Genomic DNA, 26,553 nt, shown 5'->3' with positions numbered 1-26,553 from the left:
TTCACACCGGTTCCCCTGATTGTGCATCGCCCAGCGTATAACCGACGCCGTGAACGGTGCGGATAAACCCTTTGCCGAGCTTGCTGCGCAGATGGTGAATGTGCACCTCGACCGCGTTGCTGCTGACGTCATCGTCCCAGCTATAGAGTTTTTCCTGAATCAGCGTACGGGCCAGCACGCGGCCTTTGTTATTAAGAAACAGTTCCAGTACTGCCACTTCGCGTGGCGTCAGGGTGACGGTGTCGCCGTTGAGCGTGACGCTGCGCGCCGCAGGATCAAATTCGATACCGCCGTGGATCACTTTTGAGGTGACAACGCCGTGACGTCGGCGGATCAGCGCCTGTAAACGCGCCGCCACCTCGACCAGCGCAAAGGGTTTGCACAGATAGTCATCGGCACCGGCCTGCAACCCGCCGACACGTTGCTCCAGCGCATCCCGCGCGGTGAGGATCAGCACCGGCGTATCGCGTCCGGCATTTCGCCATTCGCGCAGCAGTTGCATCCCGTCCATACCCGGCAGGCTTAAATCAAGGATCACGGCATCGTAAGGCGCGCTGTCCAGCGCAGCTTTGCCGGTCAGGCCGTCGGTGAACCAGTCGAGCGTAAACCCCAGTTTCGTCAGCCCGGCCTTAATACCGTCACCGATCATTTTGTCGTCTTCAACTAACAGAATTCGCATGGTTCCCTCCGTTTTTGCCATTATAGATGACGCTTCTTAATCATTTCTTAAGAGCTGGATCAATGAGTCACGCATTGATCGTGCTGTTTGCCTTTCAGCACATACAGTAGAATACCGGCATCATATTCATCCGATGAATTATTCAAAGGAAAGTGTTCATGAAACCAACCACGCTGAGCCAGCTTCGCCAATGGAAGCAGGAAAAACATAAATTTGCGACCATTACCGCCTATGACGCCAGTTTCGCGCAACTGTTCGCAGAACAGGGTATCAGCGTCATGCTGATTGGCGATTCTCTGGGCATGGTCGTTCAGGGTCAGGATTCCACGCTGCCGGTCACCGTAGAAGAGATTGCTTATCACACGCGCTGCGTGCGTCGTGGCGCACCTCACGCGTTATTGCTGGCTGACCTGCCGTTCATGAGTTACGCCACGCCGGAGCAGGCGTTTGAAAGCGCTGCCGTGCTGATGCGCGCGGGCGGCAATATGGTCAAACTGGAAGGTGGCAGCTGGCTGTGTGACACGGTCCGCATGCTGACCGAGCGCGCCGTGCCGGTGTGCGGCCATCTGGGGCTGACGCCGCAGTCGGTAAATATTTTCGGTGGCTATAAGGTGCAGGGCCGCGATGAAGTCGCCGCTAACCAGCTGATCAAAGATGCGATGATGCTGGAAGAAGCTGGCGCACAACTGCTGGTGCTGGAATGTGTGCCCGTTGAACTGGCGCGCCGCGTGACCGAGGAGCTGAGTATTCCGGTGATCGGCATTGGCGCCGGTAACGTCACCGACGGCCAGATTCTGGTGATGCATGATGCGTTCGGCATCACCGGCGGTCACACGCCGAAATTCGCCAAAGACTTCCTCAGCGAAGCCGGTGATATTCGTGGCGCAGTCCGCCTTTACGTCGATCAGGTCGCGCAAGGCGTGTATCCGGGCGAAGAACATTCCTTTAAATAATCGGGGACACTATCCGTGTTGATCATTGACAGCGTGGCGCTGCTGCGTCGCGAAATCCGGGATTTTCGTAAGAATAACAAACGCATCGCGCTGGTGCCGACCATGGGCAATCTGCACGAAGGCCACATGACGCTGGTGGAAGAAGCCAAAGCGCGTGGCGACGTGGTGGTGGTGAGTATTTTCGTCAACCCGATGCAGTTCGAGCGCCCGGATGATCTCGAACGCTACCCGCGCACCTTGCAGGAAGACTGCGAGAAGCTGAATAAACGCGGCGTGGATCTGGTGTTCGCTCCTTCGCCTGCGGAAATCTATCCGAAAGGTTTAGCGACGCAAACGCAGGTCGATGTGCCGGTAATTTCCACCATTCTGGAAGGGGCGAGCCGTCCGGGGCATTTCCGTGGCGTCTCAACCATCGTCAGCAAGCTGTTCAATCTGGTGCAACCGCAGGTGGCCTGTTTCGGCCAGAAAGACTTCCAGCAACTGGCGCTGCTGCGCACCATGGTGGAAGACATGGGCTATGACATCGAGATTATCGGTGTGCCGATTGTGCGCGCCAAAGATGGCCTGGCACTGAGCTCACGTAACGGTTATCTGACCAGTGATGAACGTAAACTCGCACCACAGCTGAACAGGATCATGAACGCGCTGGCGGAACGTCTGAGCCAGGGCGAGCGCCATATCGATGAGATGTTGCAGGACACGGCACAGCAACTTCGTCAGGCAGGTTTCACACCGGACGAACTGTTTATCCGTGATGCGAAAACCTTGCAGGAATTGTCGGTGGACAGCACGTCAGCGGTGATCCTGATGGCTGCCTGGCTGGGCAAGGCACGGCTGATTGATAACCAGCAGGTTGATCTGACGCAGTAGACAGCGCGGATCAAATCAGCAAAGATGTTGGCCGGCTGGATATCGGATTTTTAGTATTCAGCCCGGCAGATTCTCAGACTTTTTACGTCAGTAAGGGTAGAAGCAATGATTCGCACTATGCTGCAAGGCAAATTGCACCGGGTTCACGTCACTCAGGCAGATTTGCACTATGAAGGTTCCTGCGCCATCGATCAGGATTTTCTCGATGCCTCAGGCATTCTGGAATACGAAGCGATTGATATTTATAACGTTGATAACGGTCAGCGTTTTTCGACCTACGCCATCGCGGCAGAACGCGGTTCGCGGATTATTTCGGTCAACGGTGCGGCAGCGCGCTGTGCCTGCGTCGGCGATCTGCTGATCATCTGTTCATACGTGCAGATGTCAGATGAACAGGCTCGTCAGCACAAACCGAAAGTGGCTTATTTCGAAGGTGAAAACCAGCTGAAACGCACCGCGAAAGCCGTGCCGGTTCAGGTGGCATGATAAAATCCTCCCCCTGCTAAGGGGGAGGAGCAAAGCAAAAATCAACTTCTCAGGCCGCGACCGCGTTCAATCAGGTACCACGCCAGCAGGTAAAACACCGCAATAAACGCCACCAGCACGCTCATGGTAAACACCAGCGGCACGTCAGAAATCCCCAGGAAACCGTAGCGGAAACCGCTGATCATGTAGACGATCGGGTTGAGCTTGGAAACCGCCTGCCAGACAGGCGGCAGCAGGGACAACGAATAGAACACGCCACCCAGATAGGTCAGCGGCGTCAGCACGAAGGTCGGGATCAGGCTGATATCATCAAAGGTTGTCGCAAACACGGCGTTCAGCAGGCCGCCCAGCGAGAATAAGATCGCGGTCAGCAGCAGCGTCAGCGCGATCACCCACCAGGAATGGATCACCAGCGGCACGAAGAACAGGGAAATCGCGGTCACCAGGATCCCCACGCAGATCCCACGCGCCACCCCGCCGCCGACATAACCGGCGATCACCACGTGCGTCGGCACCGGTGCCACCAGCAGCTCTTCAATATTGCGCTGGAATTTGGCGCTGAAAAACGACGATGCCACGTTGGCGTACGAGTTGGTGATCACCGCCATCATGATCAGGCCCGGTACGATAAACTGCATGTAAGTAAAACCATGCATGCTGCCAATTTGCGAGCCGATCAGATTCCCAAAGATGATGAAATACAGCGTCATGGTGATGACCGGCGGAACCAGCGTCTGGATCCAGATGCGTCCAAACCGGTTGATCTCTTTCAGCCAGATACTTTTCAGTGCCACCCAATACAGTTGCGACATTATTTCTTTTCCTCGCTGCCGTTCACCAGCGTGACAAACAGCTCTTCCAGACGGTTCGCTTTGTTACGCATACTCAATACCTGCACACCCTGTTTACTCAGCTGGCTGAACAACGCGTTCAGGCCCTGCTCGCGCATCACTTCCACTTCCAGCGTTGACGTGTCCGTCAGCTGGCTGCGGTAGCCTTCCAGCACCGGAAGCGGGCTTTTTACCCCTAAATCCAGGATGAAGGTTTCGGATTTCAGCTTCGACAGCAGTTCTTTCATGCTGGTGTTTTCCACCAGCTGGCCGCCCTGAATGATGCCGATGTTGCGGCACAGCATTTCCGCTTCTTCCAGATAGTGCGTGGTCAGAATGATAGTGGTGCCCTGCGCATTCAGCTCTTTCAGGAAGCCCCACATGGAGCGGCGCAGTTCGATGTCCACGCCCGCCGTCGGCTCATCGAGGATCAGCAGTTTTGGCTCGTGCATCAGCGCACGGGCGATCATCAGACGGCGTTTCATCCCGCCGGACAGCATGCGCGAACGCTCGTTGCGTTTGCCCCACAGATCCAGCTGGGTCAGGTATTTTTCGGCGCGTTGCAGCGCCAGCGGACGCGGCACGCCGTAATAACCGGCCTGATTCACCACCACCTGCATGACCGTTTCAAACGGGTTGAAGTTAAATTCCTGCGGCACCAGCCCGAGCTGGCGTTTGGCGTTGACGATGTCTTTATCGATGTCGTAACCAAACACCCGCACTTTGCCAGCGGATTTGTTGACCAGTGAACTGATGATGCCAATGGTGGTGGATTTACCCGCACCGTTTGGCCCAAGCAGGGCATAAAAATCGCCGGCTTCGACGCGCAGATCGATTCCACGCAAAGCCTGTACACCACCGGCGTAAGTTTTGGTTAACTTTTCCAGTTCCAATGCGTAATTCATAAAGGGAGCGTACCTTCTTGTGAAAACCCTGTTGTAAGAATGAGTAAACGGAGATGCCGAATCAGTTTGAAAAGTCGGGGCATTGCCCTATATTACTCCATCGCAGTCAGCTCGTAACACAGGCTATTAACATCAATGAATGACATAGAAAGACTCATCAGCAATAACGCAGCCTGGTCCAAAACCATGATTGATGAAGATCCTGGTTTCTTTGAGCGGCTTTCCCAATCTCAAAAACCCCGTTTCCTGTGGATTGGCTGTTCTGACAGCCGTGTGCCTGCCGAACGCCTGACAGGGCTGGAGCCGGGTGAACTTTTCGTTCACCGTAACGTTGCCAACCTGGTCATTCACACCGACCTTAACTGCCTGTCCGTGGTGCAATATGCTATCGACGTGCTGGAAGTCGAACACGTGATTATCTGCGGTCACTACGGCTGTGGCGGTGTGCAGGCGGCGGTTGAAAACCCTGAACTGGGTTTGATAAATAACTGGTTGTTGCATATCCGGGACATCTGGTACAAACACAGCTCCCTGCTGGGCGAACTGTCGCCAGAAAAGCGCCTCGACAAGTTGTGCGAACTGAACGTGGTTGAACAAGTTTATAACCTCGGCCACTCCACCGTGATGCAATCGGCCTGGAAACGCGGCCAGAAAGTCACGCTGCACGGCTGGGTTTACGGCATTCAGGACGGACGTCTGCGTAACCTCGAAGTCGACGCCACCAGCCGCGAAACGCTGGAACAGCGTTACCGCCAGGGTGTCTCCGCCCTGCTCAACGGCGACCCGCAATAACAAGCCGCACTACTCTACAGAAATTCAAAAAACAAAAGGCACAAAAATGTGCCTTTTTTGTTATTTATTTTTCCTGCACTTATAACCCGATCACTATAAATCAATGAGTTATAAATGCTGTAAGCAGCAGTAAGCCCTATAAAGATGCTTAGGTGTGGACACTATGTGGACACTCCAGCCCCGCTTTCCCCCTCAGTGGATTAAAGGAAATTGCGTCCTGCAGGAAGTCCGGAGCGAAGTGAGCATAGACCATGTCTGGTTGATATTCGCGTGTCCGGGAATTCTTTGCAGGGTGATTATGTTACTGCCGCCTGTCGAATCTGGATTATCTGAAAAGTCGTGACCTGGAGAATGTCGAAACCGGCGAGCTGCTGACGGACTCTGCTGCTGACGCCGGTGACGTTATGGCTTACATGAGTGCCAGGGCGGCACTCATGTAGCGCGTGACGATCAGACTCTCTGCGTAGCACGTCGCGTTGCCAATGAGCTGAATACCTGCGATGAATAAATGAAAAAGGTTGTGAGCATTTTCGTGCCCCACCCCGGCGAATCTCATGTTGATGAAACGCGAACCACTCGATGACGCATCGTTTCTTCCGCCGTTGATTCTGAGGTTTTGACCGCAAAAACGCCTCCGGTGCGCCTTGGAGTTGTGTCAGTAACTGTGGGTTAGGTGGAACGAAACAGGCCACAGATTGGCGTGATAGCCGGGATGGGAGCGCGCCAACAGCGTCCAATTCTGACAACCTGAGCGTTATTGACTGGACAGACACAGCCGCCGTGAGGCGATTGTGGCGCGCATTAGAGCAGAAACCCCGAAGATCAACAAAGTGAAAAGGACTTTTGCCCCAACATAATTAAACATAAGCCGATAAGATGGTGTCTTGGTTTAGCTGCTAGCGATTGAACGCCGTATGCAATATAGCAAGCATATCATCTATTAATGAGGCGTAATTGTTATTGAATCTACAGTTAAAAGAGTGTAGAAAAACATTGGGAAATAAACTTACAAACTCTCAGTATTTTTATTAAAAACTCAAATAAGGATGATATGCATGGCTGAGATATTGACTATCAAAAAGTTGATCGAAAGAATCAATGGGGGTGACATAAGGATTCCAGCATTCCAACGAAATTATGTATGGGAACCCGATCAAGTTGCTTTTTTACTTGATTCTATCTATAAGGGCTATCCTATCGGAACTGTTTTTCTATGGAGAACTGAGCAACAACTTAATTACGAAAAAAATTTAGGAAGATACACCCTCCCAAAACCAAAAAAAAGTTATCCTGTCAATTATGTATTAGATGGTCAACAACGTATTACGTCTCTTTTTAGTGTATTTCAAAAAGAATTACATCCTAACCCAAATGACAAAGAGTGGGTAAATATATATTTCGATATGAAAGCTGATGGAGCAAGGCAGGATTCTTATTTCATACCACTCCATCCTGAAGATATAATATCTGGAAGGCATTTTGATGTATCAACAATTTTCGATCCTCGAGAGTTTCGTAATGCTACTAAAACACTAACAAACATCGAAGAGGATTTAATCCTTAAACTGCAAGAAAAATTCCAATCATATTTTATACCAAATGAGGTTTTTGAATCTAATGAGAAAGCTGATGTTGCAATTGTGTTTGAAAGAATAAATCGTGCAGGCACACCCCTGGATGCATTTGAGTTACTAGCTGCTTGGAGTTGGTCAGAAGAATTTAGTTTAATAGATAAGTTTGAAGAGTTAGGTGTGACTATTGAACAGCATGGTTATGCATCCTTGAGTAAAAACAAGGAAATGCAATTAAAAATATGCTCCGCAGCTACTAAAGGTGTTACCACCCCAAAAGCCATCTTTGAAATGACAGGGCAATCAGTTCGTGAAGAGTTTTCTGAGATAAGTGCAGGAATAATCGGTGCGATTGATTTTCTGACTCGGGAGTTAAATACTCATTCATTCGAGTTACTTCCATTCCCATCGATGCTAATACCATTATCAGTTTTCTTTAAATCAAATAAAAAAGATGGGCACAAATATAACGCTGCACAAGGCAATGAATTAAAAGCATGGTTTTGGAGAACTGTATTCTCTAGAAGATATGCTTCTGATGTTAATGGTAAGCAAGAAAAAGATATTGCTGAAATGCTTAAGCTAAAAGATGATCCTACATATAAGTTACCAGGCGTTCCTCTGCCAGTAAGCATCGATTTTACTGATTCTACCTTTAACGTACAATCAGTAAACACTAAAGTTTTGATAGCTATGCTTGCAAATTGCCAGCCTAAATCTCTTTTAAGCGGTGCATCAGTTGATCTGAAGTCAGCTTTAAAAGCTGCCAATAAAAATGAGTTCCATCATATATTCCCCAAAAAACACTTAGAATCTCTTAAGGTAGATGCTAAAAAAATAAATTGTTTAGCAAACTTCTGTTTCCTCAGTAGAGGCGACAACATAACGATAAAAGATAAAGCCCCTGCGATTTATAATAGAATGTTAAATACGTCATTGAGAGACGGTATTTTGAAAGCATCAGCAATCCCTACAGACTTTGATAAATTATCTTATGATGTTTTCATTACGGAAAGAAAAAAACTTCTTAACCAGATAGCTTTCAATCTACAGTCAAAATACTCACCTTTCTGAGATTTAAAATTAATGTTCAGCGATCCATGCATACCTACATGCATGGATTTGCATGACATAGGGAGGGGTAAAAGTACCAGTTAGCCCAGATGGCCGGGCTTAAGGCAGTCCTAACTCATGCATTAAAAACAGTAAACGAAGTCAGAAGCGTGCAGTCGGGTAACATTGCGCGCGCTGAGGTGAAGCCATTCAAAAAATCCACAAATTGTGGCACCCTAGGCTGTTTTCAAGTTTCAAGTGAGTTTTTGTATGATCTACTCTGGGGCTACGATCCGTCTAAGAGTTGTGTTTGTCTAATAGGGATAGTTATGAAAAAAATAGCAATAGTGCTTACCTTGGCCTTTCTTTTAAGTGGTTGTGATAAACCCAAAATAGATACTTCCAGCGATGAAAGTATGAAGTCATCAATTCAGAAAGTCAGGGAGTCGTTACCTGAAAATAAACGTGCAACCTATGATGATGCTTTGAAAGTAGTTGCTTTTTCTCACCTTAGTCTGGGTGACATAATGAAAGCAGGCATGAATAAAGATACCTCAACGATTGACGAGAGAATGAAACTCGATCTATCGGGAAAGACAGGTGAAGAAGTTATTAGTTATGCGGACACCGTCAGAAAAGAGAGAGCCGAAAAAGAAAAGACTCAGGCACGTCAGGAGATTGGAGAACTTGAGGCTAAACAGAAAGCCGCCGAAGCCAGTTTAAAGCAACTTGAGGCTTTTAAGGTTATTCGTTCGCGTTTCTATTTCGAGAAACAAAAATATGGTAGAGATCAGCCTATCATCGCTCTAAGTGTTGAAAATAGTACAACAAAAGCTGTATCACGCGTTTCTTTCAAAGGTGTGATATCAAGTCCAGGTAGGGAAGTACCTTGGTACACTGATTCCTTTAGTTATAATATTTCTGGTGGACTAGAACCAGGTGAAAAGGCCGAATGGAATCTGGCTCCTAATCCTTATTCAGATTGGGGAAAAATTGAAGCGCCTGCTGATGCAGTATTTACTGTTACTGTTATCCGTATCGATGATGCTGAAGGGAACCCGATATTTGGGGATGGGAATTTTACTGAACAGGACGCAAGCAGACTTGCGAAGCTGAAGGCAAAATACCCGGAAAGTAACTAATAAGTTACGCCCGGGCAGTAGAATAGCAGCCTTATCTTTTTAGGCTGCTATTCCGGCGTTAGTTCGTAAGCAGTAAATCTGACCACTACTTCCCCAAACCACGCATTTAGCTCCTTGAACCGTTCCTGCAACGGCGTCAGTTCGTTACGCACAAATACCTGCGAAGCCTTAACCGAATCCCCAAACCCGCCGCTGTTCTCCGGGATAATCCCCATCACCTTCGGCGGTAAGCGATGCGCGCATAGCAAATCGTTCCGGCTGGCCTTCTTGATGTTAAAGAAGTCGTCTTTCGTAGCGACTTCACTCAGCGGCAAAATCTTGATCCCGTCCGGCGCGTACATGAACAGGTTGCGGAAGTTGCCCAGACCTTTCGTGTCCCGCATCGCTTTACGCATCTGATCGATGTCCGAGCTACTTTGAGCCGCATCGGTCATATAGAGGATATACCCGGCGTGCTCGCCGTTCTGGTAATACTTACGGCGGAATAGCGTCGCGGCGTTCAGCCAGGCTGAGTTCAGGGCGCTGAGGTATTCCGGCAGGCCGTACAGCTCCTGATTAATAACCGGCTCAATCAGATGAAGTACGCTGCCTGTTTCGAACTGGTGGGCGTTGTATTCCAATTGCTGAGTATTTCAGTCTGATGATCTTAAATGGCGCCGGATATAAATGCGACACAACAGGATTACCACAATAGATATTAAGCCTGAGACAATGAGTGAGGCATCGACATAAAGGTCTAGCATTCCCTCTATGTCATGTACTCCCCAAAATTGAGCGAAACTTTCTATCTGTTCACCTGTAGCATAGCTGTCAATCACTTGGGTAAAGATGGTCATCAGTATGCAGAACGCCACAAGGTAGCCCAATGCGGCAAAAAAATACTTAATCCACTTCATCCGAGAGTCACTCTGATCGTTCCATGCGCTTTTAGCGATGACCCCGGAACACCGATCATGGAGGTACCCAGCAATGCAGTCCGAAGATAATCAAAATCAGATTGTGATGTCATAGTAATACAGCCCTCACTGAGTCCCTTTGGTCCGATTGGATGAAGCCGGAAACTTCCACGTTTAACGCCTTCAATAAAAGTTTCATCGTTTATCTTTCCGTCATTGCGATAGAGCCCAAACCATGTATCTCTGTCAGTGCCGTAACCATATTTAAGGACAACATTTCTTAAGCCGCCTAAGCGCCCCCCAGAAACGCGGCTGACAATAAAATAACGCCCTGTAGGAAGTGGTCCCAGATCAGCAATGTTAGTTAATGTTGGGTTATTTCGACCAACTAACTGGCCTGAGAAGGCAGGGAAATTGCCTACACCAGCACAGCTCAAAATGGAAGTTTCCATGCCATTCAGCACAAAACTACAATTTAGAGCCATTTAAGCTGTCACCCTTTCATTCCAGGCGTCCGCAAAAATTACGTTACCGTCACAATGATACAGAATTACATTTCGCAATGGTTGAGAATTGGCCGGAGCTTAACTAAAAAACTTAACCCGCCTCATCCCACCATAATCTTAATCATTCCTCAGTAAAGGACACGATTTAAGGCATGTTCTTCTGCCATAAACTACTTATTGGTTTTTGAGGCATCTTCCTGTTTAACCTGTTCCATCCAACCTTCCAGTGACCATAGACAGGTTGCGGATTCAACGCCAGGAACATCAAGCAATGCCAGACGTGTGTCATTATAAATACGCATCATTTCTTCTTTAGGCTTATTTAACGGTGAAACACAGGATAGAACGCTTCCCTGCTGATGCTTATATTTGTGCTTATCGAGTATGGCGAGAGTATTCAATGTCTCTTTAGCATTTGGGGCAATAGCATAATAAAGTGCTTCGGAAAGCTGTTCTGCCTGTTGCTGATTGATCACTGATGCTAAATCTGGTGCCAAAGATATCCAATCATTTTGACCGTTGGCAATATTCTTAAGTGCGGTTTTCCAATCATCTGATGATACTTTTTCAGAGAATTCAGTTTCGCCATATTTTTGGATTTCACTGCGTAATTTTTGCGGAGAGGCCGCAGCAAAAGCCATCAAAGGAAAAAATAAAAGTGCGGCAAAAACTCTCATCTCACTACCTCAAGAGATTCAGACGACCCTCGAATTTGATGACGTACTGTTGGCGGCAGGATGATGCAACCCTCAGATGCGAAACCTGCCGGACCATGCGTTCTTTCGCCATGAATACGAAATAGGCTCCTACCAAAAGAATCGCCATATGTCTGGTGCAGTTCTATCGTCATAGGGCCTTTAGATGCCGTTGTGGAACCAATTCGGTAAGTCCCACGTGGAAGAGGCCCCATTCCTCTAACATGTTGGCGATCTGGATTGTTTTTGTTGGTCAATGCACCCGAATAACCTTGTCCAACTAATACACCGTCATGAAACATTTCACCGGTACTCTGTTTATATGTCCAAACCATTTTTACATCTCCCTATGCAGTAGTGCGTTCATCCCAGCTATCAGAATACTGAGTGTTTCCATCCAGGTATTTCCATGTGATTTTTTCATATCTCAATTCTACATATTCGATATGACTCCTCTTTTCGCCATACGCAGATTTAATATCGTGCATCATTGGAATGATTCCAATAACTTTTACGTTCTCTAAAAAGGTATTGAAATATTCGACTTCCTGCCCAGCATCGTTAATACGGTAGTATTTTATTTCAGCTGATTTTAGCGTTTGTCCAGTACATATTGCTTTATAGATGTAGGGAGTCGATGAATCGATTTCTTTATCGAAAGTAAACGGCGCATGAATCCTGGTGCCTGTCGGCTTTCCTGTATTGTTGTCATTGGGTATTGAAACGTCATGTGTCAAACCTACTATCTCAATGCTCCCCTCACGTCCCCGGACATCAACAGAACCTTTGATATCTGCTCCGCCGTCATCCTTCAACCATAAATATGCTGGTATAGCCATTATTAACAACTCCTTATGTTTTGTGGGAAAAACATACACCTCAAAAGCCACTTGAACAATATGGACTTCTACCGCAAGGCAAAGATTGTCTATTTAGCAGGTGAAGCATTTAGGTGGCAGATAATTGCCATGCATAACATTAAGAAATATATGGAAATCATATCTAAAAAAATCCACCACATTGTATAAACATACAGTTGAATGGGGTGGGGATGGAAGGATTACAAACAGCTGCATTGTTAGAGAGGATCGCGTTAATTGCCAAATTAGCCACACCTACAGATTGCGATCATGATGAACGTGAGAGTGTTGCCATTTGGATTGCGGAAATGGCGGTAACCGCAAAAAAGGACTTACTTGCCGTTATCTTTGACGTAAACGGTGCGCGCCTAGCTTGACGCAACTAAAAGCCGTGATGTTGCCGCGTCGGCATGATTAGCGGCAGAACAACGGGCGGCTGTCTTCAACGTCGATGCTGGCCTGAACCGGGGCGGGTGCATGGTCTGCGTCGGTAAAATCAACGACGACCTCTCAGGAATATCGTTATCCCATCCGAGAAATAATCAACAGGGCTTTTGGCTGGCGATTACCGTTTACTCGCCTACTATATTATCTGGTGAGCATTACTTATAGGGCGGTTATAAAGCCTTTTTGCTCGTTATATTTAATGATTAATTTTTCTGGGGAAGGATAAATAGTTGAAAACTAAAATGAAGCTTTTTCTCTTTAGCGGGATCGCTGGCAGCTATGGGTTATTTAATCCTGTGAATGCTCTGGCAGCCTGTACTCCCGCGGTGGGGAATGACGTAAGCATAACCTGTGATGGAATAATAAATACCCAGCAATCCTTTACTGATGCAAGTGGTATCACTGCGACGATTATTCCCCGTACGCAAATTACTCTTACTGAACAGGATACGCCTGCCTTTTATTTCAATACCTCATCCAGCCGCCTTCAAAACCAGGGCAACATTACAACAGATGCCATCACCAGTGATGGTGTGGCTTTAGAGACCCTCAGTGCGTTCACTTTAATCAACGACGCCTCCATAGGCACTTCGGGCAGTAATTCCAACGCCGTCCATTTGTCGGGTGTTTTTGATAGCACCATTACCAACAATGGACAGTTAAGCACAACGGGGAACGTCAGTTCAGGGATCCTTTTAGATGCAAACATCGGCAATAACACCTTAAATAACAATGGCGTTATTACCACTACCGGTGCTCAATCCCATGGTATCTGGGTCACAGGAGAGAGTCGGAACATCGCAATCAACAATAGCGGAAGCATCACAGCAAGCGGTCCGAGCAGTTCCGGTATCTTCGTTGATACGGCCACAACGACGGCTGAAGATGTCGCGGTGGTAAACAGCTCATCAGGTGTGATCTATTCTGAGACTGACGATGGTATTAACTTTAGCCGTGATTCAACCGGTACCATTGATAACGCAGGGATAATTGAAGCGGCTGATAGCGGCATTTCTTTGCAGGATAACGCGCAAGTTTCACGCATTATCAATGATGGGATTATTGCTGCCGGGCGCGGAGGGATTACCCTTGACGATACCAGCGAAACCAATTTACTGCTTAACCGCGGTGTTATTGGTTCGATCGAAGGGGATGCGATTCGTGTCAGTGAAACCAGCACCGTCACTAATGGTATAAATAATGAAGGCATTATTATTGGCAGGGTTGATGCTCCGGCAACGAATATGAGCAACAGTGGCCTGTTTGATTTGCTGAATAATAATTCCCCTTCACGCGTGGCCAACTATAGCCAGTCTTCAAATGCCTTCCTGGCATTGCAGGCTGAGAATGCCACTAATTATGGGCAATTGCAGGTTGCCGGAACGGCATCGCTGGCGGGTAATACCATTGTGGTGACCAATGGTAGCCAGGACTTTAGCAATGGCGATTTGTTGAGTGATGTGGTCACCTCCTCAAGCCTTATCGGTACCCCGACATCGGTGATTGATGACTCTCTGCGCTTCCAGTTTGTACAGGAGTTGACACCCACAAGTTACTCATTACGCATCGTGGATACAGGACTTACCAGCGTACAAACGGCGGTCACCACGCAAACCGCTTCACCGACGGCCTCCCGTATCGGTGGCGCCATCGACCAGATTATAGCCAAAACAACTTCCGCTGGTGAAGGCACCAGTCCGGGTACTCTTCCCGGCGCAAACCCGGACACCGGCGGCAACGGTAATGAGTCCAGCTATTGCTCTGGCGCGTTAGGGGCGACGGTCTGCGCCATCACTTCCTCCTCGAACGCACAACAGGTTTACCGTAACGTCGTGCAGTTAGGGCCGTTGATGAACGGTATGCTGCCTTATGCCGAGTTAAATAATGCGCGTGCCTTTGGCAATATTGTGGACTCTCGTCAGGATTCGGTGCGGGAGTCTGGTCAATACGAAGAGTTTAATCCCGAGAAGTACTTATGGATCAGGCCGGTAGGTCGATGGGATAACCAGGAACAACGTGACGGGCTGGATGGTTATAAATCGGATACTCGCGGTATCGCCATTGGCGCCGATGTGCCGGTATTACAACAGGCTCGCGTGGGTGTGGCAGTGGGCACCAGCCGCACCGATGTGAAGGATACTTCAGACGATTTCCGCCATGATGCGCAGATCGAAAGCTGGAATACCCTGCTTTATGGCAGCGTTGACTTCACTCCCGCCACATCCCTGACCTGGAAAGCGGGCTACGGGCGCGACAGCGTTGAGGGTAATCGTTACCTGAACATCATTAACCCGTCGTCCTCTGATCTCGCTTTTGGCGGCGTGGCGCGTTCCAGCTATCACAGCCGTAATCTGCAGGCAGGCCTCGGTTTACAGAGCATCTTCAATCTGACGGACGATTTGACCCTGACGCCGATAGTGCGTGGCGACTACTACAGTATCAAGGACAAAGGCTACACCGAGAAAAATGCCAGCGATCTGGGTCTGGATGTGGATGGGCAGACGCTTGAAGCGATGATTGTTTCCACCAAAGCCAAGCTGGGTTTCCAGGTGTCTGACTTTGTGAATGTGCATGCGACGGCAGGTGTGGGGTATGACACCATCAATGACCGTAGCGCCAACCGGATCTCCTTTACCGGCAGCCCTGATACCCCGATCACCTACCAGAGCATGGAGCAGAGCCCGTGGATTGGGATGGCGGGCGTAGGCGTGACCGCAAAGTTCACTGACCAACTGGACGGCACCGTTCAATACGATTCAGAGCAACGCTCCAGCTTCTTCAGCCAAAGCATTGCCGTTAAGGTGCGTTACGCTTTCTGATAACAATCTGAATTCACGGACTGACCAAAGCCACCCGCAACCGCAGGTGGCTTTTTTTTGACTTCCCCCAAAGGACGATGATGGGAGCCGCTGGTAAAACAAAGAGTTTCCTGTGCTGCGTCGGTTTTTTAGGCGGCGCGCCCTGCAACATCCAAAATTTCCTGCACTTACAAATCTATCAATATAAATCAGTGAGTTATATCTTGTGTAAGCCGCTCTAAGCCCTGTAACGATGCTCAGGCGTGGACAGGATGTGGGCACTCAATGTAAGGATTGTGTATGACTATCCATAACGTTCTTTACAACAGAAATCTCCATTTAAATGACAAAAAACAAATTAATATCATTCGTTAATAATATAATGCGCTGAGATTTTAAGGTGTTAAGGAAAGTTGATGGAATTGAATAAAGAGGAAGCAGAGGTGGTTGCGGGGTTTATAGCCGCCAACTGGTCGGCATTTTCACAGGCAGCAGAGGAAGTGATGTCCGTCTGCGCCCTGCACCGGCTGGCCGAAAAATTAGAGCTTGAGAACGCCTAACTTGTTTTAGAACCCGGCGCTCTTAAAAAGCGTTTAATCCACTTCTTCCGGGCGTCACCCTGACCGTTCCTTGTACTTTGGGTGATGAACCCGGCACACCGGTCATTGATGAAGCCAGTCATGCAGCATGTAAATAATCAAAACCGGATTGATATAAGCACGAATCAGCCAATCCCCTTGAATCCATTCAGAAAGGACCGTTCAAACCCTGCGTGTTTGTCACCTGTTCTGGATAAAAAACGGCCTTCAAACTGAAGGCCGTTTTTATTCGAATGAATTACTGCCCGCGCCAAAAATGGCTAAAACGGATAGCCAGACACTACTCGTCGAGCATCACAACTTTGCCCACATACGGCAGATGGCGGTAGCGCTGGGCGTAGTCGATACCGTAGCCGACAACGAATTCGTCGGGGATGGCGAAACCCACGTACTCCACTTTCACGTCCACTTCGCGGCGTTCTGGTTTATCCAGCAGCGTACAGATGGCGAGGGATTTCGGGCCGCGCAGTTGCAGGAGTTCGCGCACTTTGCTCAGCGTGTTACCGGAATCGATGATGTCTTCGACGATCAGAACGTCTTTACCGCGAATGTCTTCGTCGAGATCTTTAAGGATCTTCACGTCGCGGGTGGTGGACATGCCGTTGCCGTAGCTGGAGGCAGTCATAAAGTCGACTTCGTGCGGCACATCGACGGTGCGGCACAGGTCAGCCATAAACATGAAGGAACCGCGCAGCAGCCCAACCAGCACCATTTCGCTGCCGCTGTCGCGGTAGTGTTCGGTGATTTCACGGCCCAACTCGGCAATTCGGGTTTTGACTTCCTGCTCGGAAATCATGACGTCTACGCGATGTTTCATATAAAGACTAACCACCTGATTTGAGGATATTTATCGCCGTTTTTCAGCAAAACGGCGACCTTGAAGCGGAAAGGATTATATCAAAGAACCCGGCGACGGGTCACGCGCCGGGCGGGTACGGGTAGGATTTTATGCAGAAACGGTAAATCCGAGCATCATGCCGGTGTCTTCGTGTTCCAGCAGATGGCAGTGCGCCATGTATGCATGTTGCTTATCCGCCAGATGATTAAAGCGCACCAGCACTTCGCTGCGTGCACCTTCAACGCGCACGATATCTTTCCAGCCCTGACGATGCGGCGCCACCGGCTGACCGTTTTCAGAAAGAATACGGAACTGGGTGCCGTGGATATGGAACGGATGCAGCATCATGTCGCCTTCGCCCGAGAGGGTCCATTTCTCGTACTGGCCCTGCTTCACATCGAATGCAGGCACATTCATGTCGTAGGCTTTGCCATTGATTTTATTGCCCTGCATGAAATCGTATTGGCCGGAAGCTTTGCTCATGTCCATACCCGCCATCCCGCCGTGGGCATCGTGACCGCTATCAGACATGCCTGGCATGGCGGCCATCTCGCCATCGCCGTGATCCATGCTCATGCCGGCCATTGCGTTGTGTCCATACTTCGCCATCAGCGCGGCCATACCCTGCTGATCCAGTTGCGGATCCATCATCAGTTGCAGCCAGCGGGTCGGCAGATTATCGACGGAAACCAGCGCCGGCAGCGGCACCAGTGTGTCCGGCAGTGTGCTGCCGCTTTGGGTCAGCGTCGGCTGAATGCGCAGCACAGGCAGCGGCTTGTCGAACGGCGCCAGCGTCATGCCCATCTGTCTGACCGGCAGCGTGACCAGATCAAAAGCTTTGCTGTCGCTGCAATCAATCAGCACTTCAAAACGCTCGCCCATCAGCAGCGGTAAATCGTTGACTTTCACCGGTTCCGGCAGAAAACCGCCGTCGCTGGCGATGACATACATCGGGCGGCCATCACTGGTGGCGATGTGCAGCGAGCGCGCATTACAGCCGTTGAGTAAACGAAAACGCACCCAGCCGCGGGAAATGCCGTGCTGCGGGTACACCGCGCCGTTGGTCAGCATGTGTTGCCCGAACCAGCCAACGGCGGCGGTCATCACATCCATCTCATAATCGATTTTCCCGGCGTCATTCAGGCGTTTGTCCTGCAATATGACCGGGATGTCATCCACGCCCCAGCGTTTCGGGATCTGCAACAGATCGCTGGCTTCATCTTCAATCAGCACCAGACCGGCCAGCCCCATTGCCACCTGATACCCGCTGGTCTGGTGCGGATGCGGGTGGAACCAGCAGGTCGCTGCGGGCTGATCGAGCTGTAAAGTCACTTTGCGATTTTGCCCTGGCGGGATAAGCGCCTGCGGGCCGCCATCAACGTCACCGGCAATGTCCAGCCCGTGCCAGTGAACGGTGCTGGCGACGTCCAGTCGGTTATTGACGGTGACGCTGACCGGCGTCCCCCGGCGAATGCGCAGCGCCGGGCCGAGCAGATTGCCGTTCACGCCCCAGGTGTCAGTGCTGATGCCCGGCAAGAACTGACTCTGACCCCGTTGCAGGGTCAGCGAAATGCTGCCACGAACATCCGGCTCCAGTAACGCGGGGATCGGCAATGGCGGGCGGCTCCCGGCCAGCGCATAACGGCTCCAGCCGGGAAACGCGCTGGCTGCGCCCATCAGGGTCGTCCACTTTACGAAATCGCGACGGTTCATGTTCAGTCCTTATGATTGGAATTTGCCAGGCGTAAACGCATCGGGCGGCATTATAGCCTGTTACCCTAAACCCTGCCCCTGGGGGAAGGTCAAGCGGCGGGCCGGGCTAAAGAAACTTCGTGACCCTTTGTGCTAATATGGTAACGTCATTTTATTGCTGTTTGAGCCGAGTCTTTCTCATTTTCTTTCCCTTTAAAAGAACAAGAACACGCCCATGAAAAGAACAACACTGTGTTTGCTGTTGCTGTCACTGCTCGGCTTCTCCTCCGCCAGCCAGGCGTTAAGTGAATCAGAAGCCGAAGATCTGGCGGATCTGACCGCCGTTTTCGTGTTTCTTAAAAATAACTGCGGCTATGAACAATTGCCGAATACTCAGATCAAACGGGCGATCGTGTTTTTTGCCCAGCAAAACCGCTGGGATCTGAGCAATTACAACAGCTTCAATATGCAGGCGATGGGTGAAGACAGCTACCGCGATCTGAGCGGTATTGCGGTGCCAAAACCGACCAAATGTAAATCTCTGGCGCGTGATTCGCTGAGCCTGCTGGCTTACACCAACTGATGACTTGTCATGGTGCTCCGCCATACTGATGCCGGAGCCTGTACTTTTTTCCCCCTTTCCTCCCCGCTTTTCCTGGCTGAACTACACTGGACTCACAATCATTGCCTGAAATGCAACCGTGCATGCAAAGTCAGAGTTAGCTATCATGTGCGCCCATTTTTATGGCTGCGAAGGCTCAGGAGAAGTATCAGATGTCCAGGAACCCGTCATCCAAAGAAATATGGTATGAGACGCTGCACGCCCATTTTGGTCAGTATTTCAGCGTCGATAAAGAGATATACCGTGAGAAAACCGATCATCAGGATCTGGTGATTTTCGAAAATGCCGCGCTCGGTCGCGTGATGGCGCTCGACGGCGTGGTGCAAACCACTGAGCGCGATGAGTTCATCTATCACGAAATGCTGACCCATGTGCCTTTACTGTCGCACGGTCATGCCAAAAAAGTGCTGATCATCGGCGGTGGCGACGGCGGAATGCTGCGTGAAGTGTGCCGCCACCAGGGCGTTGAGGCGATCACCATGGTTGAGATTGATGCCGGCGTGGTGGAGTTTTGCCGCCAGTATCTGCCCAACCACAGCGCCGGGGCGTATGACGATCCCCGTTTCAATCTGGTGATCGACGACGGTGTAAACTTCGTGAATCAGACCACCGACACCTTTGATGTGATCATCTCCGATTGCACCGATCCGATCGGTCCCGGAGAAAGCCTGTTTACATCGGCGTTCTACGAAGGCTGTGCCCGTTGTCTCAAACCGGGCGGCATTTTCGTGGCACAAAATGGCGTCTGCTTCCTCCAGCAGGATGAAGCGGTCAACAGCCACACCAAACTGAGCCACTATTTCAGTGATGTCAGTTTCTACCAGGCTGCGATCCCGACCTATTACGGCGGCATCATGACCTTTGCCTGGGCGACCAACAGCCCGGAATATCGCCAGATTGATAACCAGACCTTGCAGGCGCGTTTTGACGCCGCTGGCCTCACCTGTCGTTATTACAATCCGGCGATCCATCACGGCAGCTTTGCCCTGCCGCAATATTTACTGAATGCCCTGTCAGCCGCGCGCTGATACTGCATCCATAAGGGGGTGAACTAAATTGCAAAAGCTGAAACTGCATGGCTTCAACAACCTGACCAAAAGCCTGAGTTTTTGTATCTACGATATCTGCTACGCCAAAACCGCAGACGATCGTGATGGCTACATTGCCTACATTGACAAAGAATATAACGCCAACCGCCTGACGGAGATTCTCACCGAAACCTGCTCGATTATCGGTGCCAATATCCTCAACGTCGCGCGACAGGATTACGAACCACAGGGTGCGAGCGTTACGATCTTAGTAAGCGAAGAGCCGATAGATCCGAGCGATGTTGATACCACCGAACATCCCGGCCCGCTGCCGAATTCCGTGGTCGCGCATCTGGATAAAAGCCACATCTGTGTGCACACCTATCCGGAAAGCCATCCTGAAGGCGGTCTGTGTACGTTCCGCGCTGATATCGAAGTGTCGACCTGTGGCGTGATTTCACCGCTGAAAGCGCTGAACTATCTGATCCACCAGCTTGAATCTGACATTGTCACCATCGATTATCGCGTTCGCGGTTTTACCCGCGACGTGAACGGCGTGAAACACTACATCGACCATTCCATCAACTCGATTCAGAACTTTATGTCGCAGGATATGAAAGCGCTGTACGACATGATGGACGTCAACGTGTATCAGGAAAACATCTTCCATACCAAGATGTTGCTGAAGGAATTCGATCTCAAGCATTATCTGTTTAATGCCAAACCGGAAGAGCTGAGCGCACAGGAGCGTAAAGAGATCACCGATTTGTTATACAAAGAGATGCAGGAAATCTATTACGGCCGTAACTTTTCGCCGGCGTAACAGCGCATAAATGAGAAAGGCCGGACATCTGCGGATGCCCGGCCTTTTTTATTTTTACTTAAGCCTGCCGGTTTCAGGCCAGCGTCAGGTGAAACGGCTGATCGCCTAATGACTGGCGGATCTCCGGAGGCAGTCCTTTATCGCTGATGATGTCGGTCATTTCTGAAAGCGGCGTGACGCAAAACAGCGAATACGCGCCGTATTTGCTGCTGTCAGCCAGCAAGACCCGCCGCCGCGCATTCGCGGCCAGATCCTGTTTCAGCCCGGCCTTTTCTTCCGTCGGCGTGGTAATGCCTTTATCCAGACTCCACGAGTTGCAGCTGATAAACGCAATGTCCGGATAGACGCTGCGCAGCAAACGACGGCCATGTTCGCCAACGCAAGACTGACTGCTGTCGTCGATACGCCCGCCAATAATGGTCACTTCTATTTGCTTAAACTCGGATAAAAACAGCGCGATGCGCAGATCGGCGGTGATCACCCTCAGCGGCAGATGCGTCAGGTTACGCGCCAGTTCCAGCATGGTGGTGCCGGCGTCCAGCACCACCGCATCTCCAGGTTTCACCATCGCGGCGGCCATTTCTGCAATCGCCTGCTTTTCCTGCAAACTGCGCTGAAGCTTTTCATTGGTGGTCGGCTGGCTGGGAATAAACCGGTTGAGCGTCACCCCGCCATGACTGCGGCTGATCACGCCCTGTTCATCGAGTTTTATCAGGTCGCGGCGAATGGTCGCCGGGGAAGCCGCAATGGCGGCGACCAGTTGTTCTACGGTGACCAGATTATGGCTTTTCAGATAATCCATAATCTGATCGAGGCGGCTTTGTCCGGTCAACGTGATTCCTTTTTATCCTGCGCCGCTGACGTAGTATTACGCCAGTTGTACGGCCAGCTGAATAGAGATCGCCATGCTCTCAGACTTGGCTTTTCCTGTCCACGCAATATCAAACGCGGTGCCGTGGTCAGCCGACGTGCGGATGAACGGCAGACCGGCGGTGATGTTAACGCCGTCATAGAATCCCATCAGTTTCAGCGGAATATGGCCCTGATCGTGATACATCGCCACCACCATATCGTACATCCCTTCGTAGGTTTGCAGGAACACGGTGTCCGGCGGGCACGGGCCGGTGACGTTAATCCCTTTGGCTTTCATCTTCTCAACCGACGGCCCGACAATCTTAATTTCTTCATCGCCAAACAGCCCGTTTTCACCGGCATGCGGATTCACCCCGGCCACGGCGATACGCGGATTGTCATATCCGACGCGGCGCAGGAAAGTGTCTGCCATCTGGATCACCGTTTCGACCCGCTCGTGACTGAGCGTGTCGAGGAATTTGCGCAGCGCAATGTGTGTGCTGACGTGGATCACCTTGAGTTTATCGGTGTAAAGCACCATCGCGTAGTCGCGGCTGTGGGTGAGTTTTGCCAGCAGTTCGGTGTGCCCCGGATAAATATGCCCGGCAGAATGCAGCGCTTCTTTATTCAGCGGCGCGGTGGCGATGGCGTGAACCTCTCCGGCCATCGCCAGTTCGGTCGCGCGTTTTACGCAGCGATAGGCCAGATCGCCCGCCTCTTTCTGCACTTTTCCGGGGATAAGCGCTTCAGGATTGGCCAGGGGTTCATCAAGCACGTTGATCACGCCCGGCGCGAAATGCGCCTGCGAGACGTTATCAATAATGCGCAGCTCCGCCGCTGGCGTGACGCCCAGCGCAAGGATCCGCCGCAGTGTTGCCGCACAGCCGACCACCACCGCCTGGGTGCCGGAAAGCTCACCTTCCGCCAACGCTTTAATGATAATTTCGGGGCCGATACCGGCAGGGTCACCCATGGTTACTGCGATAATTTTAGTCACTCACCTTCTCCTCAATAAAGCGTAAAACGTCAAGTAGCGTGTTTTCAGTGCCGAATCCGCCCGCTTTGGTCATCACCGGCAGCCGCTGGAACTGGCTTTCGAGCAGATATCCCCAGGGAACGCAGCCTGCAATCTGTCCTTTAATCTCAAACCCTGTTGCACCGAGCGCGCGGGCGACGGCCAGCGCAATATCCCCGCCGGACAAATACAGCCCGCCCGGCAGTTTTCCCGGTTGTCGTAAAACCTCATCAGTCAGTTGCCCGAGGAAAGCGGCGATGCGCTCGCCCATCTGCGCACGGCTGATGTGCTGAAGTTTGCAGAATTGCGCAATCTGATGCCGCTGCGCTGCGCCCTGCGACGTGCGGATCACGCAGTGTTTGCCCTGCCCGAGCGCCCCGCTGATCTGCGCGGCGAGCGTCAGCTGCCGTGCCGGTGAGCCGGGCGAAAACAGATCCAACACATCGATATCCACCAGCGTCACCGCCCGGTGTTGCCTCAGAAAAGCGATCTGCTGTGCGGCGATATCACTCATTGAACCGACCACCGCCAGCAGCGGTAATTTTTCAACGGCGGAGCTGAGCGGCGCGTCGCCGCTCCCGCGCTGGCTGGCGTCTGTCAGCGCATGAATAAGACCCGACGCGCCGACCATCAGCGGGCGGAACGGCAGGCGTTGCGCGGCCTGCACGATACGCGCCAGATCCTCAGATGTTTCGCTGTCGGCCACCAGAATGCGTACGCCCGATGCCACCAGTGCAAAAATCTCTGTCTGCACATCGCCGCCTCTGAGCGCGTCAAGCCCGACATGGTGCACACGCAGCGAGGTTTGTTCCGCCAGCCGCGCCGCCACGCTGGCAGTATTCAGCGGCGTTTTCGGGTCGGTGGCGAATTCGGTTTCGGTCAGCAGATGGCCGTTGACGTAGCACTGCCCGCCGGTGACCACCCGCCCGAGTTCAGGCACCGCCGGCGCGACAATCGCCAGCGGGCAATTCAGTGCGATCAGCGCCGCTTCTGTTTCAGCGCCGATGTTGCCGCGCAGCGTGGAATCAATTTTCTTAAACACCTGATACTCACCGGAGAAAGCGGCGGCCCCGGCCCGGAGGGCACGTGTGACTTTGCCTGCCGCTTCTGCCGCACTCAGCGCACGGCTGTCGGTGCTGTAAATCACCGCATGCCCTTCGCGGCTGCCCTGCACGCCGCGGTGTTCGTCAAACTGCACGCTGGCCGCCAGCCCCTGCCGGATCAACGCCACGCCGGTGTCATTCGCGCCGGTAAAGTCATCGGCGATCACCAGAAGTTGTGGCGGCGTCGGCCGGTCTGCGATTGTTGCTGTTTCAGCCATCGTGGCTCCGTGAAGAAGAGGGTCGGATTAATCTTGCTGGTTATGATTATATTCAATCATGATTGATTATATGTGAGCAACTTCAAATTATTCAACTTCAATTTCGCCTATAAATTCTCCTGACGATGTGAGGAGTATCGACCTTTTATGATTGAACTCACTCTTTATTGAAGACTCAGACGGCAGGGATCACACATGAATATCAACAGTACAGTCATTAGCGGTTATCAGTCATTGCAGGACATCGGCTACCTGCTGGCCGGAAAGCATCAGGTATTACTGGTCAGCGACAACAACATTATTGGCCTGCCGCCGGTGCAATCCCTGATAACTCAGCTGGATAAGGCGGGCTGTCAGGTGAGCGTGATTGATAACGTGCCGCCGGAGCCGAGCCAGCACGATGTCTCTGCCATTCTGAACGCGTTAAATCAGCCTTCAGCAGATCTGGTGATTGGCGTGGGCGGCGGCAGCGTGCTGGATGTCGCCAAACTGCTGTCGCTGCTGTGTGCGGGCGATGAAAACGTCACGCTGGAAAGCCTGCTGGCAGGTGAGAAACCGCAGCGTCGCACCACGTCTTTGCTGATCCCGACCACCGCAGGCACCGGGTCAGAAGCCACACCCAATGCGATTCTCGCCATCCCGGAAAAAGAAACTAAAGTCGGCATTATTACGCCAGTGATGCTGCCCGATTACGTGGCGCTGGTGCCGGAACTGACCACCAGCATGCCCGCACGTATTGCGGCTTCCACCGGTATCGACGCGCTGTGCCACCTGTTCGAATGCTTCACGTCAGTGATCGCCAACCCGGTCAGTGACAACTTTGCGCTGGTCGGCATGAAGAAGCTGTTCGCCAACATCGAAACCGCCGTCGCTGAGCCGGGCAATCTGGAAGCGCGGCTGAACATGCTGTGGGCGTCTTATTACGGCGGTGCGTCCATTGCCCATGCCGGTACGCATCTGGTGCATGCCATGTCCTATCCGCTCGGCGGGAAATATCACATTCCTCACGGCGTGGCGAATGCCATTCTGCTCGCGCCGTGCATGGCGTTTGTCCGGCCTTCAGCGGTCAGTAAATTCGCCCGGACTTACGACTTAATTCCGGAGGCTGACCTGACATTAAGTGAAGAAGAAAAATCCTATGCGCTGGTGGAATATTTTGACGCGCTGGTGCATCGCCTGGATTTACCGGTCACATTACGTCAGCTGAATATCACACCTGATGACATTCCTTATTTGTCGCAGGGGGCAACAGAGGTACAACGTTTAATTAAAAATGTACCCATGCCGGTAGAGAAAAATCAAATAGAAGAAATTTACCGCAGTATCAGGTAAGCCCTTATTTCGTATCCGATGACAACGACGTGAAGAGAATAAGATGAATAACATTACCGGAGTGTATACCGCGATTGTGACGCCTTTTTCCGCAGACGGAAAACTCGATAGCGACGCATTGCGCCAGCAGGTAAAACGCCAGAAACAGGCGGGGAATAATATTTTCTGCAACGGCACCAACGGCGAATTTTTTATGCTCAGCGGGCAGGAAAAAATTCAGGTGACCGAGGTCTGTCTTGATGCCGCAGGGAATGACACAGGCGTGATGTCGCATATCGGCGAGATCTCGACCCGCGACACCATCAGGCTTGGCAAACAGATTGAAAAACTCGGCGTGCGTGCCGTCTCGGTGATTACGCCGTGGTTTGCAGCGTTGCGCCCGCAGGAACTGATTATGCATTTTCGCGCGGTGGCCGATGCGCTGACCGTACCGGTCTATCTCTACAACATTCCCGCCCGCACCGGCAATACCTTGACGCCGGACGTGGTGCGCGTGCTGGCCGATCATCCCAACATCAAAGGCATTAAGGACAGCGCCGGTTCGTGGGAAAGCCTGCATGGCTTCCATGAGGTCAGCCGTCAGTTTGCAGATTTCGATGTCCTGACCGGGCCGGATTCGCTGATTTATAAAGGTTTCACCGAAGGCAGCGCCGGGTGTATCTCCGGTATCGCCAATATTATCCCCACACAGGTGAATGCCGTTTACCGCCACCTGCAGGAGAATAATGCCGCCGCCGCCGAAGCCGTGCAGGCGGAGATCAATCAGATCCGAACCGATCTTTACAGCATCGCATTTTCACCGGCTGTGGTTAAAAAAGCCGTGAATCTGCTCGGTTTTAACGTGGGTGAAAGCCGGTATCCGGTCGAATTCACGCAGGACGATACACAAAAGATCCTGACCGTTATCAAGACCTTTACTTTGCGCGATTAAACGCGCCTTACCTTCTG

27 protein-coding genes and 1 pseudogene are annotated in these 26,553 nt (G+C 51.2%); 14 read left to right on the top strand and 14 right to left on the bottom strand.

Annotated features, from left to right (window positions below; all coding sequences use genetic code 11):
* Nucleotide 1 precedes the first annotated feature (1 nt).
* Nucleotides 2–679, bottom strand: coding sequence for a quorum sensing response regulator transcription factor QseB (gene qseB / locus ABSH60_RS13370; RefSeq protein ID WP_136375920.1), 678 nt, complete (start codon nucleotides 677–679; stop codon nucleotides 2–4).
* Nucleotides 680–837: 158 nt separating this feature from the next.
* Here qseB and panB point away from each other — a divergent pair, with 158 nt between their 5' ends.
* The 3 genes from panB to panD all read left to right on the top strand — a co-directional run bounded on the left by panB (nucleotide 838) and on the right by panD (nucleotide 2,988).
* Nucleotides 838–1,632 (top strand): 3-methyl-2-oxobutanoate hydroxymethyltransferase, encoded by a 795-nt coding sequence (panB, locus tag ABSH60_RS13365; protein ID WP_112287803.1) that lies wholly within the window; start codon nucleotides 838–840, stop codon nucleotides 1,630–1,632.
* A gap of 15 nt (nucleotides 1,633–1,647) precedes the next feature.
* Nucleotides 1,648–2,502, top strand: a complete 855-nt coding sequence (gene panC, locus ABSH60_RS13360) for a pantoate--beta-alanine ligase (RefSeq protein WP_183848620.1) — start codon at nucleotides 1,648–1,650, stop codon at nucleotides 2,500–2,502.
* 105 nt (nucleotides 2,503–2,607) lie between these two features.
* Nucleotides 2,608–2,988, top strand: coding sequence for an aspartate 1-decarboxylase (gene panD, locus ABSH60_RS13355; protein WP_056774729.1), 381 nt, complete (start codon nucleotides 2,608–2,610; stop codon nucleotides 2,986–2,988).
* A gap of 41 nt (nucleotides 2,989–3,029) precedes the next feature.
* On the opposite strand, the gene ABSH60_RS13350 is transcribed toward panD, so the two are convergent.
* Together ABSH60_RS13350 and ABSH60_RS13345 are read right to left on the bottom strand one after the other, a co-directional pair.
* Nucleotides 3,030–3,800, bottom strand: coding sequence for an ABC transporter permease (locus ABSH60_RS13350; RefSeq protein WP_056774725.1), 771 nt, complete (start codon nucleotides 3,798–3,800; stop codon nucleotides 3,030–3,032).
* Nucleotides 3,800–4,723 carry an ATP-binding cassette domain-containing protein gene (locus ABSH60_RS13345; protein ID WP_390974304.1) on the bottom strand — a complete coding sequence of 308 codons (924 nt, stop codon included), beginning with the start codon at nucleotides 4,721–4,723 and terminating at the stop codon, nucleotides 3,800–3,802. Before ABSH60_RS13345 ends, ABSH60_RS13350 begins: the two co-directional genes overlap by 1 nt.
* A 135-nt stretch (nucleotides 4,724–4,858) precedes the next feature.
* Here ABSH60_RS13345 and can point away from each other — a divergent pair, with 135 nt between their 5' ends.
* The 3 genes from can to ABSH60_RS13330 all read left to right on the top strand — a co-directional run bounded on the left by can (nucleotide 4,859) and on the right by ABSH60_RS13330 (nucleotide 9,281).
* Complete coding sequence (can, locus tag ABSH60_RS13340) at nucleotides 4,859–5,515, top strand: carbonate dehydratase (RefSeq protein WP_056774718.1); 657 nt, start codon at nucleotides 4,859–4,861, stop codon at nucleotides 5,513–5,515.
* A 1,055-nt stretch (nucleotides 5,516–6,570) separates the two neighbouring features.
* On the top strand, nucleotides 6,571–8,160 hold the full coding sequence (locus ABSH60_RS13335) for a DUF262 domain-containing protein (RefSeq protein ID WP_390974302.1): 1,590 nt from the start codon (nucleotides 6,571–6,573) through the stop codon (nucleotides 8,158–8,160).
* 308 nt (nucleotides 8,161–8,468) lie between these two features.
* Nucleotides 8,469–9,281, top strand: coding sequence for a DUF6694 family lipoprotein (locus ABSH60_RS13330; protein WP_122096970.1), 813 nt, complete (start codon nucleotides 8,469–8,471; stop codon nucleotides 9,279–9,281).
* 47 nt (nucleotides 9,282–9,328) lie between these two features.
* Here the strand turns inward: ABSH60_RS13330 and ABSH60_RS13325 are convergent.
* The 5 genes and pseudogenes from ABSH60_RS13325 to ABSH60_RS13305 all read right to left on the bottom strand — a co-directional run.
* Nucleotides 9,329–9,889 (bottom strand): annotated as a pseudogene (locus ABSH60_RS13325) (phage portal protein); the annotation flags it as partial.
* Nucleotides 9,890–10,173: 284 nt separating this feature from the next.
* Nucleotides 10,174–10,629, bottom strand: coding sequence for a tlde1 domain-containing protein (locus ABSH60_RS13320; RefSeq protein WP_235533428.1), 456 nt, complete (start codon nucleotides 10,627–10,629; stop codon nucleotides 10,174–10,176).
* 224 nt (nucleotides 10,630–10,853) lie between these two features.
* The gene (locus tag ABSH60_RS13315) at nucleotides 10,854–11,360 is read right to left on the bottom strand and encodes a hypothetical protein (protein WP_056774703.1); all 507 of its coding nucleotides are present in this window, start codon (nucleotides 11,358–11,360) and stop codon (nucleotides 10,854–10,856) included.
* Complete coding sequence (locus ABSH60_RS13310; RefSeq protein WP_072158087.1) at nucleotides 11,357–11,713, bottom strand: tlde1 domain-containing protein; 357 nt, start codon at nucleotides 11,711–11,713, stop codon at nucleotides 11,357–11,359. Before ABSH60_RS13310 ends, ABSH60_RS13315 begins: the two co-directional genes overlap by 4 nt.
* Before the next feature lie 12 nt (nucleotides 11,714–11,725).
* Nucleotides 11,726–12,217, bottom strand: coding sequence for an Hcp family type VI secretion system effector (locus ABSH60_RS13305; RefSeq protein WP_056774700.1), 492 nt, complete (start codon nucleotides 12,215–12,217; stop codon nucleotides 11,726–11,728).
* Nucleotides 12,218–12,429: 212 nt separating this feature from the next.
* Between ABSH60_RS13305 and ABSH60_RS13300 the strand changes: the two genes are divergently transcribed.
* The gene (locus ABSH60_RS13300) at nucleotides 12,430–12,615 is read left to right on the top strand and encodes a hypothetical protein (RefSeq protein WP_390974299.1); all 186 of its coding nucleotides are present in this window, start codon (nucleotides 12,430–12,432) and stop codon (nucleotides 12,613–12,615) included.
* Nucleotides 12,616–13,172: 557 nt separating this feature from the next.
* On the opposite strand, the gene ABSH60_RS13295 is transcribed toward ABSH60_RS13300, so the two are convergent.
* On the bottom strand, nucleotides 13,173–13,394 hold the full coding sequence (locus tag ABSH60_RS13295; RefSeq protein WP_056774696.1) for a hypothetical protein: 222 nt from the start codon (nucleotides 13,392–13,394) through the stop codon (nucleotides 13,173–13,175).
* 184 nt (nucleotides 13,395–13,578) lie between these two features.
* Between ABSH60_RS13295 and ABSH60_RS13290 the strand changes: the two genes are divergently transcribed.
* Both ABSH60_RS13290 and ABSH60_RS13285 read left to right on the top strand, forming a co-directional pair.
* Entirely contained in the window at nucleotides 13,579–15,504 is a 1,926-nt protein-coding gene (locus tag ABSH60_RS13290; RefSeq protein ID WP_390974297.1) for an autotransporter domain-containing protein, read from the top strand.
* A gap of 395 nt (nucleotides 15,505–15,899) precedes the next feature.
* Entirely contained in the window at nucleotides 15,900–16,043 is a 144-nt protein-coding gene (locus ABSH60_RS13285) for a hypothetical protein (RefSeq protein WP_390974295.1), read from the top strand.
* A gap of 319 nt (nucleotides 16,044–16,362) precedes the next feature.
* On the opposite strand, the gene hpt is transcribed toward ABSH60_RS13285, so the two are convergent.
* Nucleotides 16,363–16,899 carry a hypoxanthine phosphoribosyltransferase gene (hpt, locus tag ABSH60_RS13280; protein ID WP_056777114.1) on the bottom strand — a complete coding sequence of 179 codons (537 nt, stop codon included), beginning with the start codon at nucleotides 16,897–16,899 and terminating at the stop codon, nucleotides 16,363–16,365.
* 129 nt (nucleotides 16,900–17,028) lie between these two features.
* Entirely contained in the window at nucleotides 17,029–18,633 is a 1,605-nt protein-coding gene (gene cueO, locus ABSH60_RS13275; protein ID WP_390974293.1) for a multicopper oxidase CueO, read from the bottom strand.
* Nucleotides 18,634–18,847: 214 nt separating this feature from the next.
* Between cueO and ABSH60_RS13270 the strand changes: the two genes are divergently transcribed.
* The 3 genes from ABSH60_RS13270 to speD all read left to right on the top strand — a co-directional run bounded on the left by ABSH60_RS13270 (nucleotide 18,848) and on the right by speD (nucleotide 21,085).
* Complete coding sequence (locus ABSH60_RS13270) at nucleotides 18,848–19,195, top strand: YacC family pilotin-like protein (protein WP_056777109.1); 348 nt, start codon at nucleotides 18,848–18,850, stop codon at nucleotides 19,193–19,195.
* A 191-nt stretch (nucleotides 19,196–19,386) separates the two neighbouring features.
* The gene (gene speE / locus ABSH60_RS13265) at nucleotides 19,387–20,262 is read left to right on the top strand and encodes a polyamine aminopropyltransferase (protein WP_122094129.1); all 876 of its coding nucleotides are present in this window, start codon (nucleotides 19,387–19,389) and stop codon (nucleotides 20,260–20,262) included.
* 28 nt (nucleotides 20,263–20,290) lie between these two features.
* Nucleotides 20,291–21,085 (top strand): adenosylmethionine decarboxylase, encoded by a 795-nt coding sequence (speD, locus tag ABSH60_RS13260; RefSeq protein WP_056777103.1) that lies wholly within the window; start codon nucleotides 20,291–20,293, stop codon nucleotides 21,083–21,085.
* Nucleotides 21,086–21,158: 73 nt separating this feature from the next.
* On the opposite strand, the gene ABSH60_RS13255 is transcribed toward speD, so the two are convergent.
* The 3 genes from ABSH60_RS13255 to ABSH60_RS13245 are packed head-to-tail and all read right to left on the bottom strand — an operon-like array spanning nucleotide 21,159 to nucleotide 24,273.
* Nucleotides 21,159–21,917: a DeoR/GlpR family DNA-binding transcription regulator gene (locus ABSH60_RS13255; protein WP_056777098.1), complete on the bottom strand. Its 759-nt coding sequence runs from the start codon at nucleotides 21,915–21,917 to the stop codon at nucleotides 21,159–21,161.
* Nucleotides 21,918–21,953: 36 nt separating this feature from the next.
* On the bottom strand, nucleotides 21,954–22,934 hold the full coding sequence (locus ABSH60_RS13250; RefSeq protein ID WP_122094131.1) for a D-threonate 4-phosphate dehydrogenase: 981 nt from the start codon (nucleotides 22,932–22,934) through the stop codon (nucleotides 21,954–21,956).
* Complete coding sequence (locus ABSH60_RS13245) at nucleotides 22,927–24,273, bottom strand: four-carbon acid sugar kinase family protein (RefSeq protein ID WP_390974290.1); 1,347 nt, start codon at nucleotides 24,271–24,273, stop codon at nucleotides 22,927–22,929. The genes ABSH60_RS13250 and ABSH60_RS13245 overlap by 8 nt, the downstream gene beginning before the upstream one ends.
* Before the next feature lie 195 nt (nucleotides 24,274–24,468).
* On the opposite strand from ABSH60_RS13245, the gene ABSH60_RS13240 reads away from it, so the two are divergent.
* Entirely contained in the window at nucleotides 24,469–25,605 is a 1,137-nt protein-coding gene (locus ABSH60_RS13240) for an iron-containing alcohol dehydrogenase (protein WP_390974288.1), read from the top strand.
* 43 nt (nucleotides 25,606–25,648) lie between these two features.
* Nucleotides 25,649–26,536 carry a dihydrodipicolinate synthase family protein gene (locus tag ABSH60_RS13235; protein WP_390974286.1) on the top strand — a complete coding sequence of 296 codons (888 nt, stop codon included), beginning with the start codon at nucleotides 25,649–25,651 and terminating at the stop codon, nucleotides 26,534–26,536.
* Nucleotides 26,537–26,553 lie beyond the last annotated feature (17 nt).

This window comes from Rahnella sp. R3(2024) (assembly GCF_042920125.1).
GTDB lineage: Bacteria > Pseudomonadota > Gammaproteobacteria > Enterobacterales > Enterobacteriaceae > Rahnella > Rahnella rivi.
Note: the sequence above shows the minus strand (reverse complement) of the source record. Positions and strands in the feature narration are given on the sequence as shown.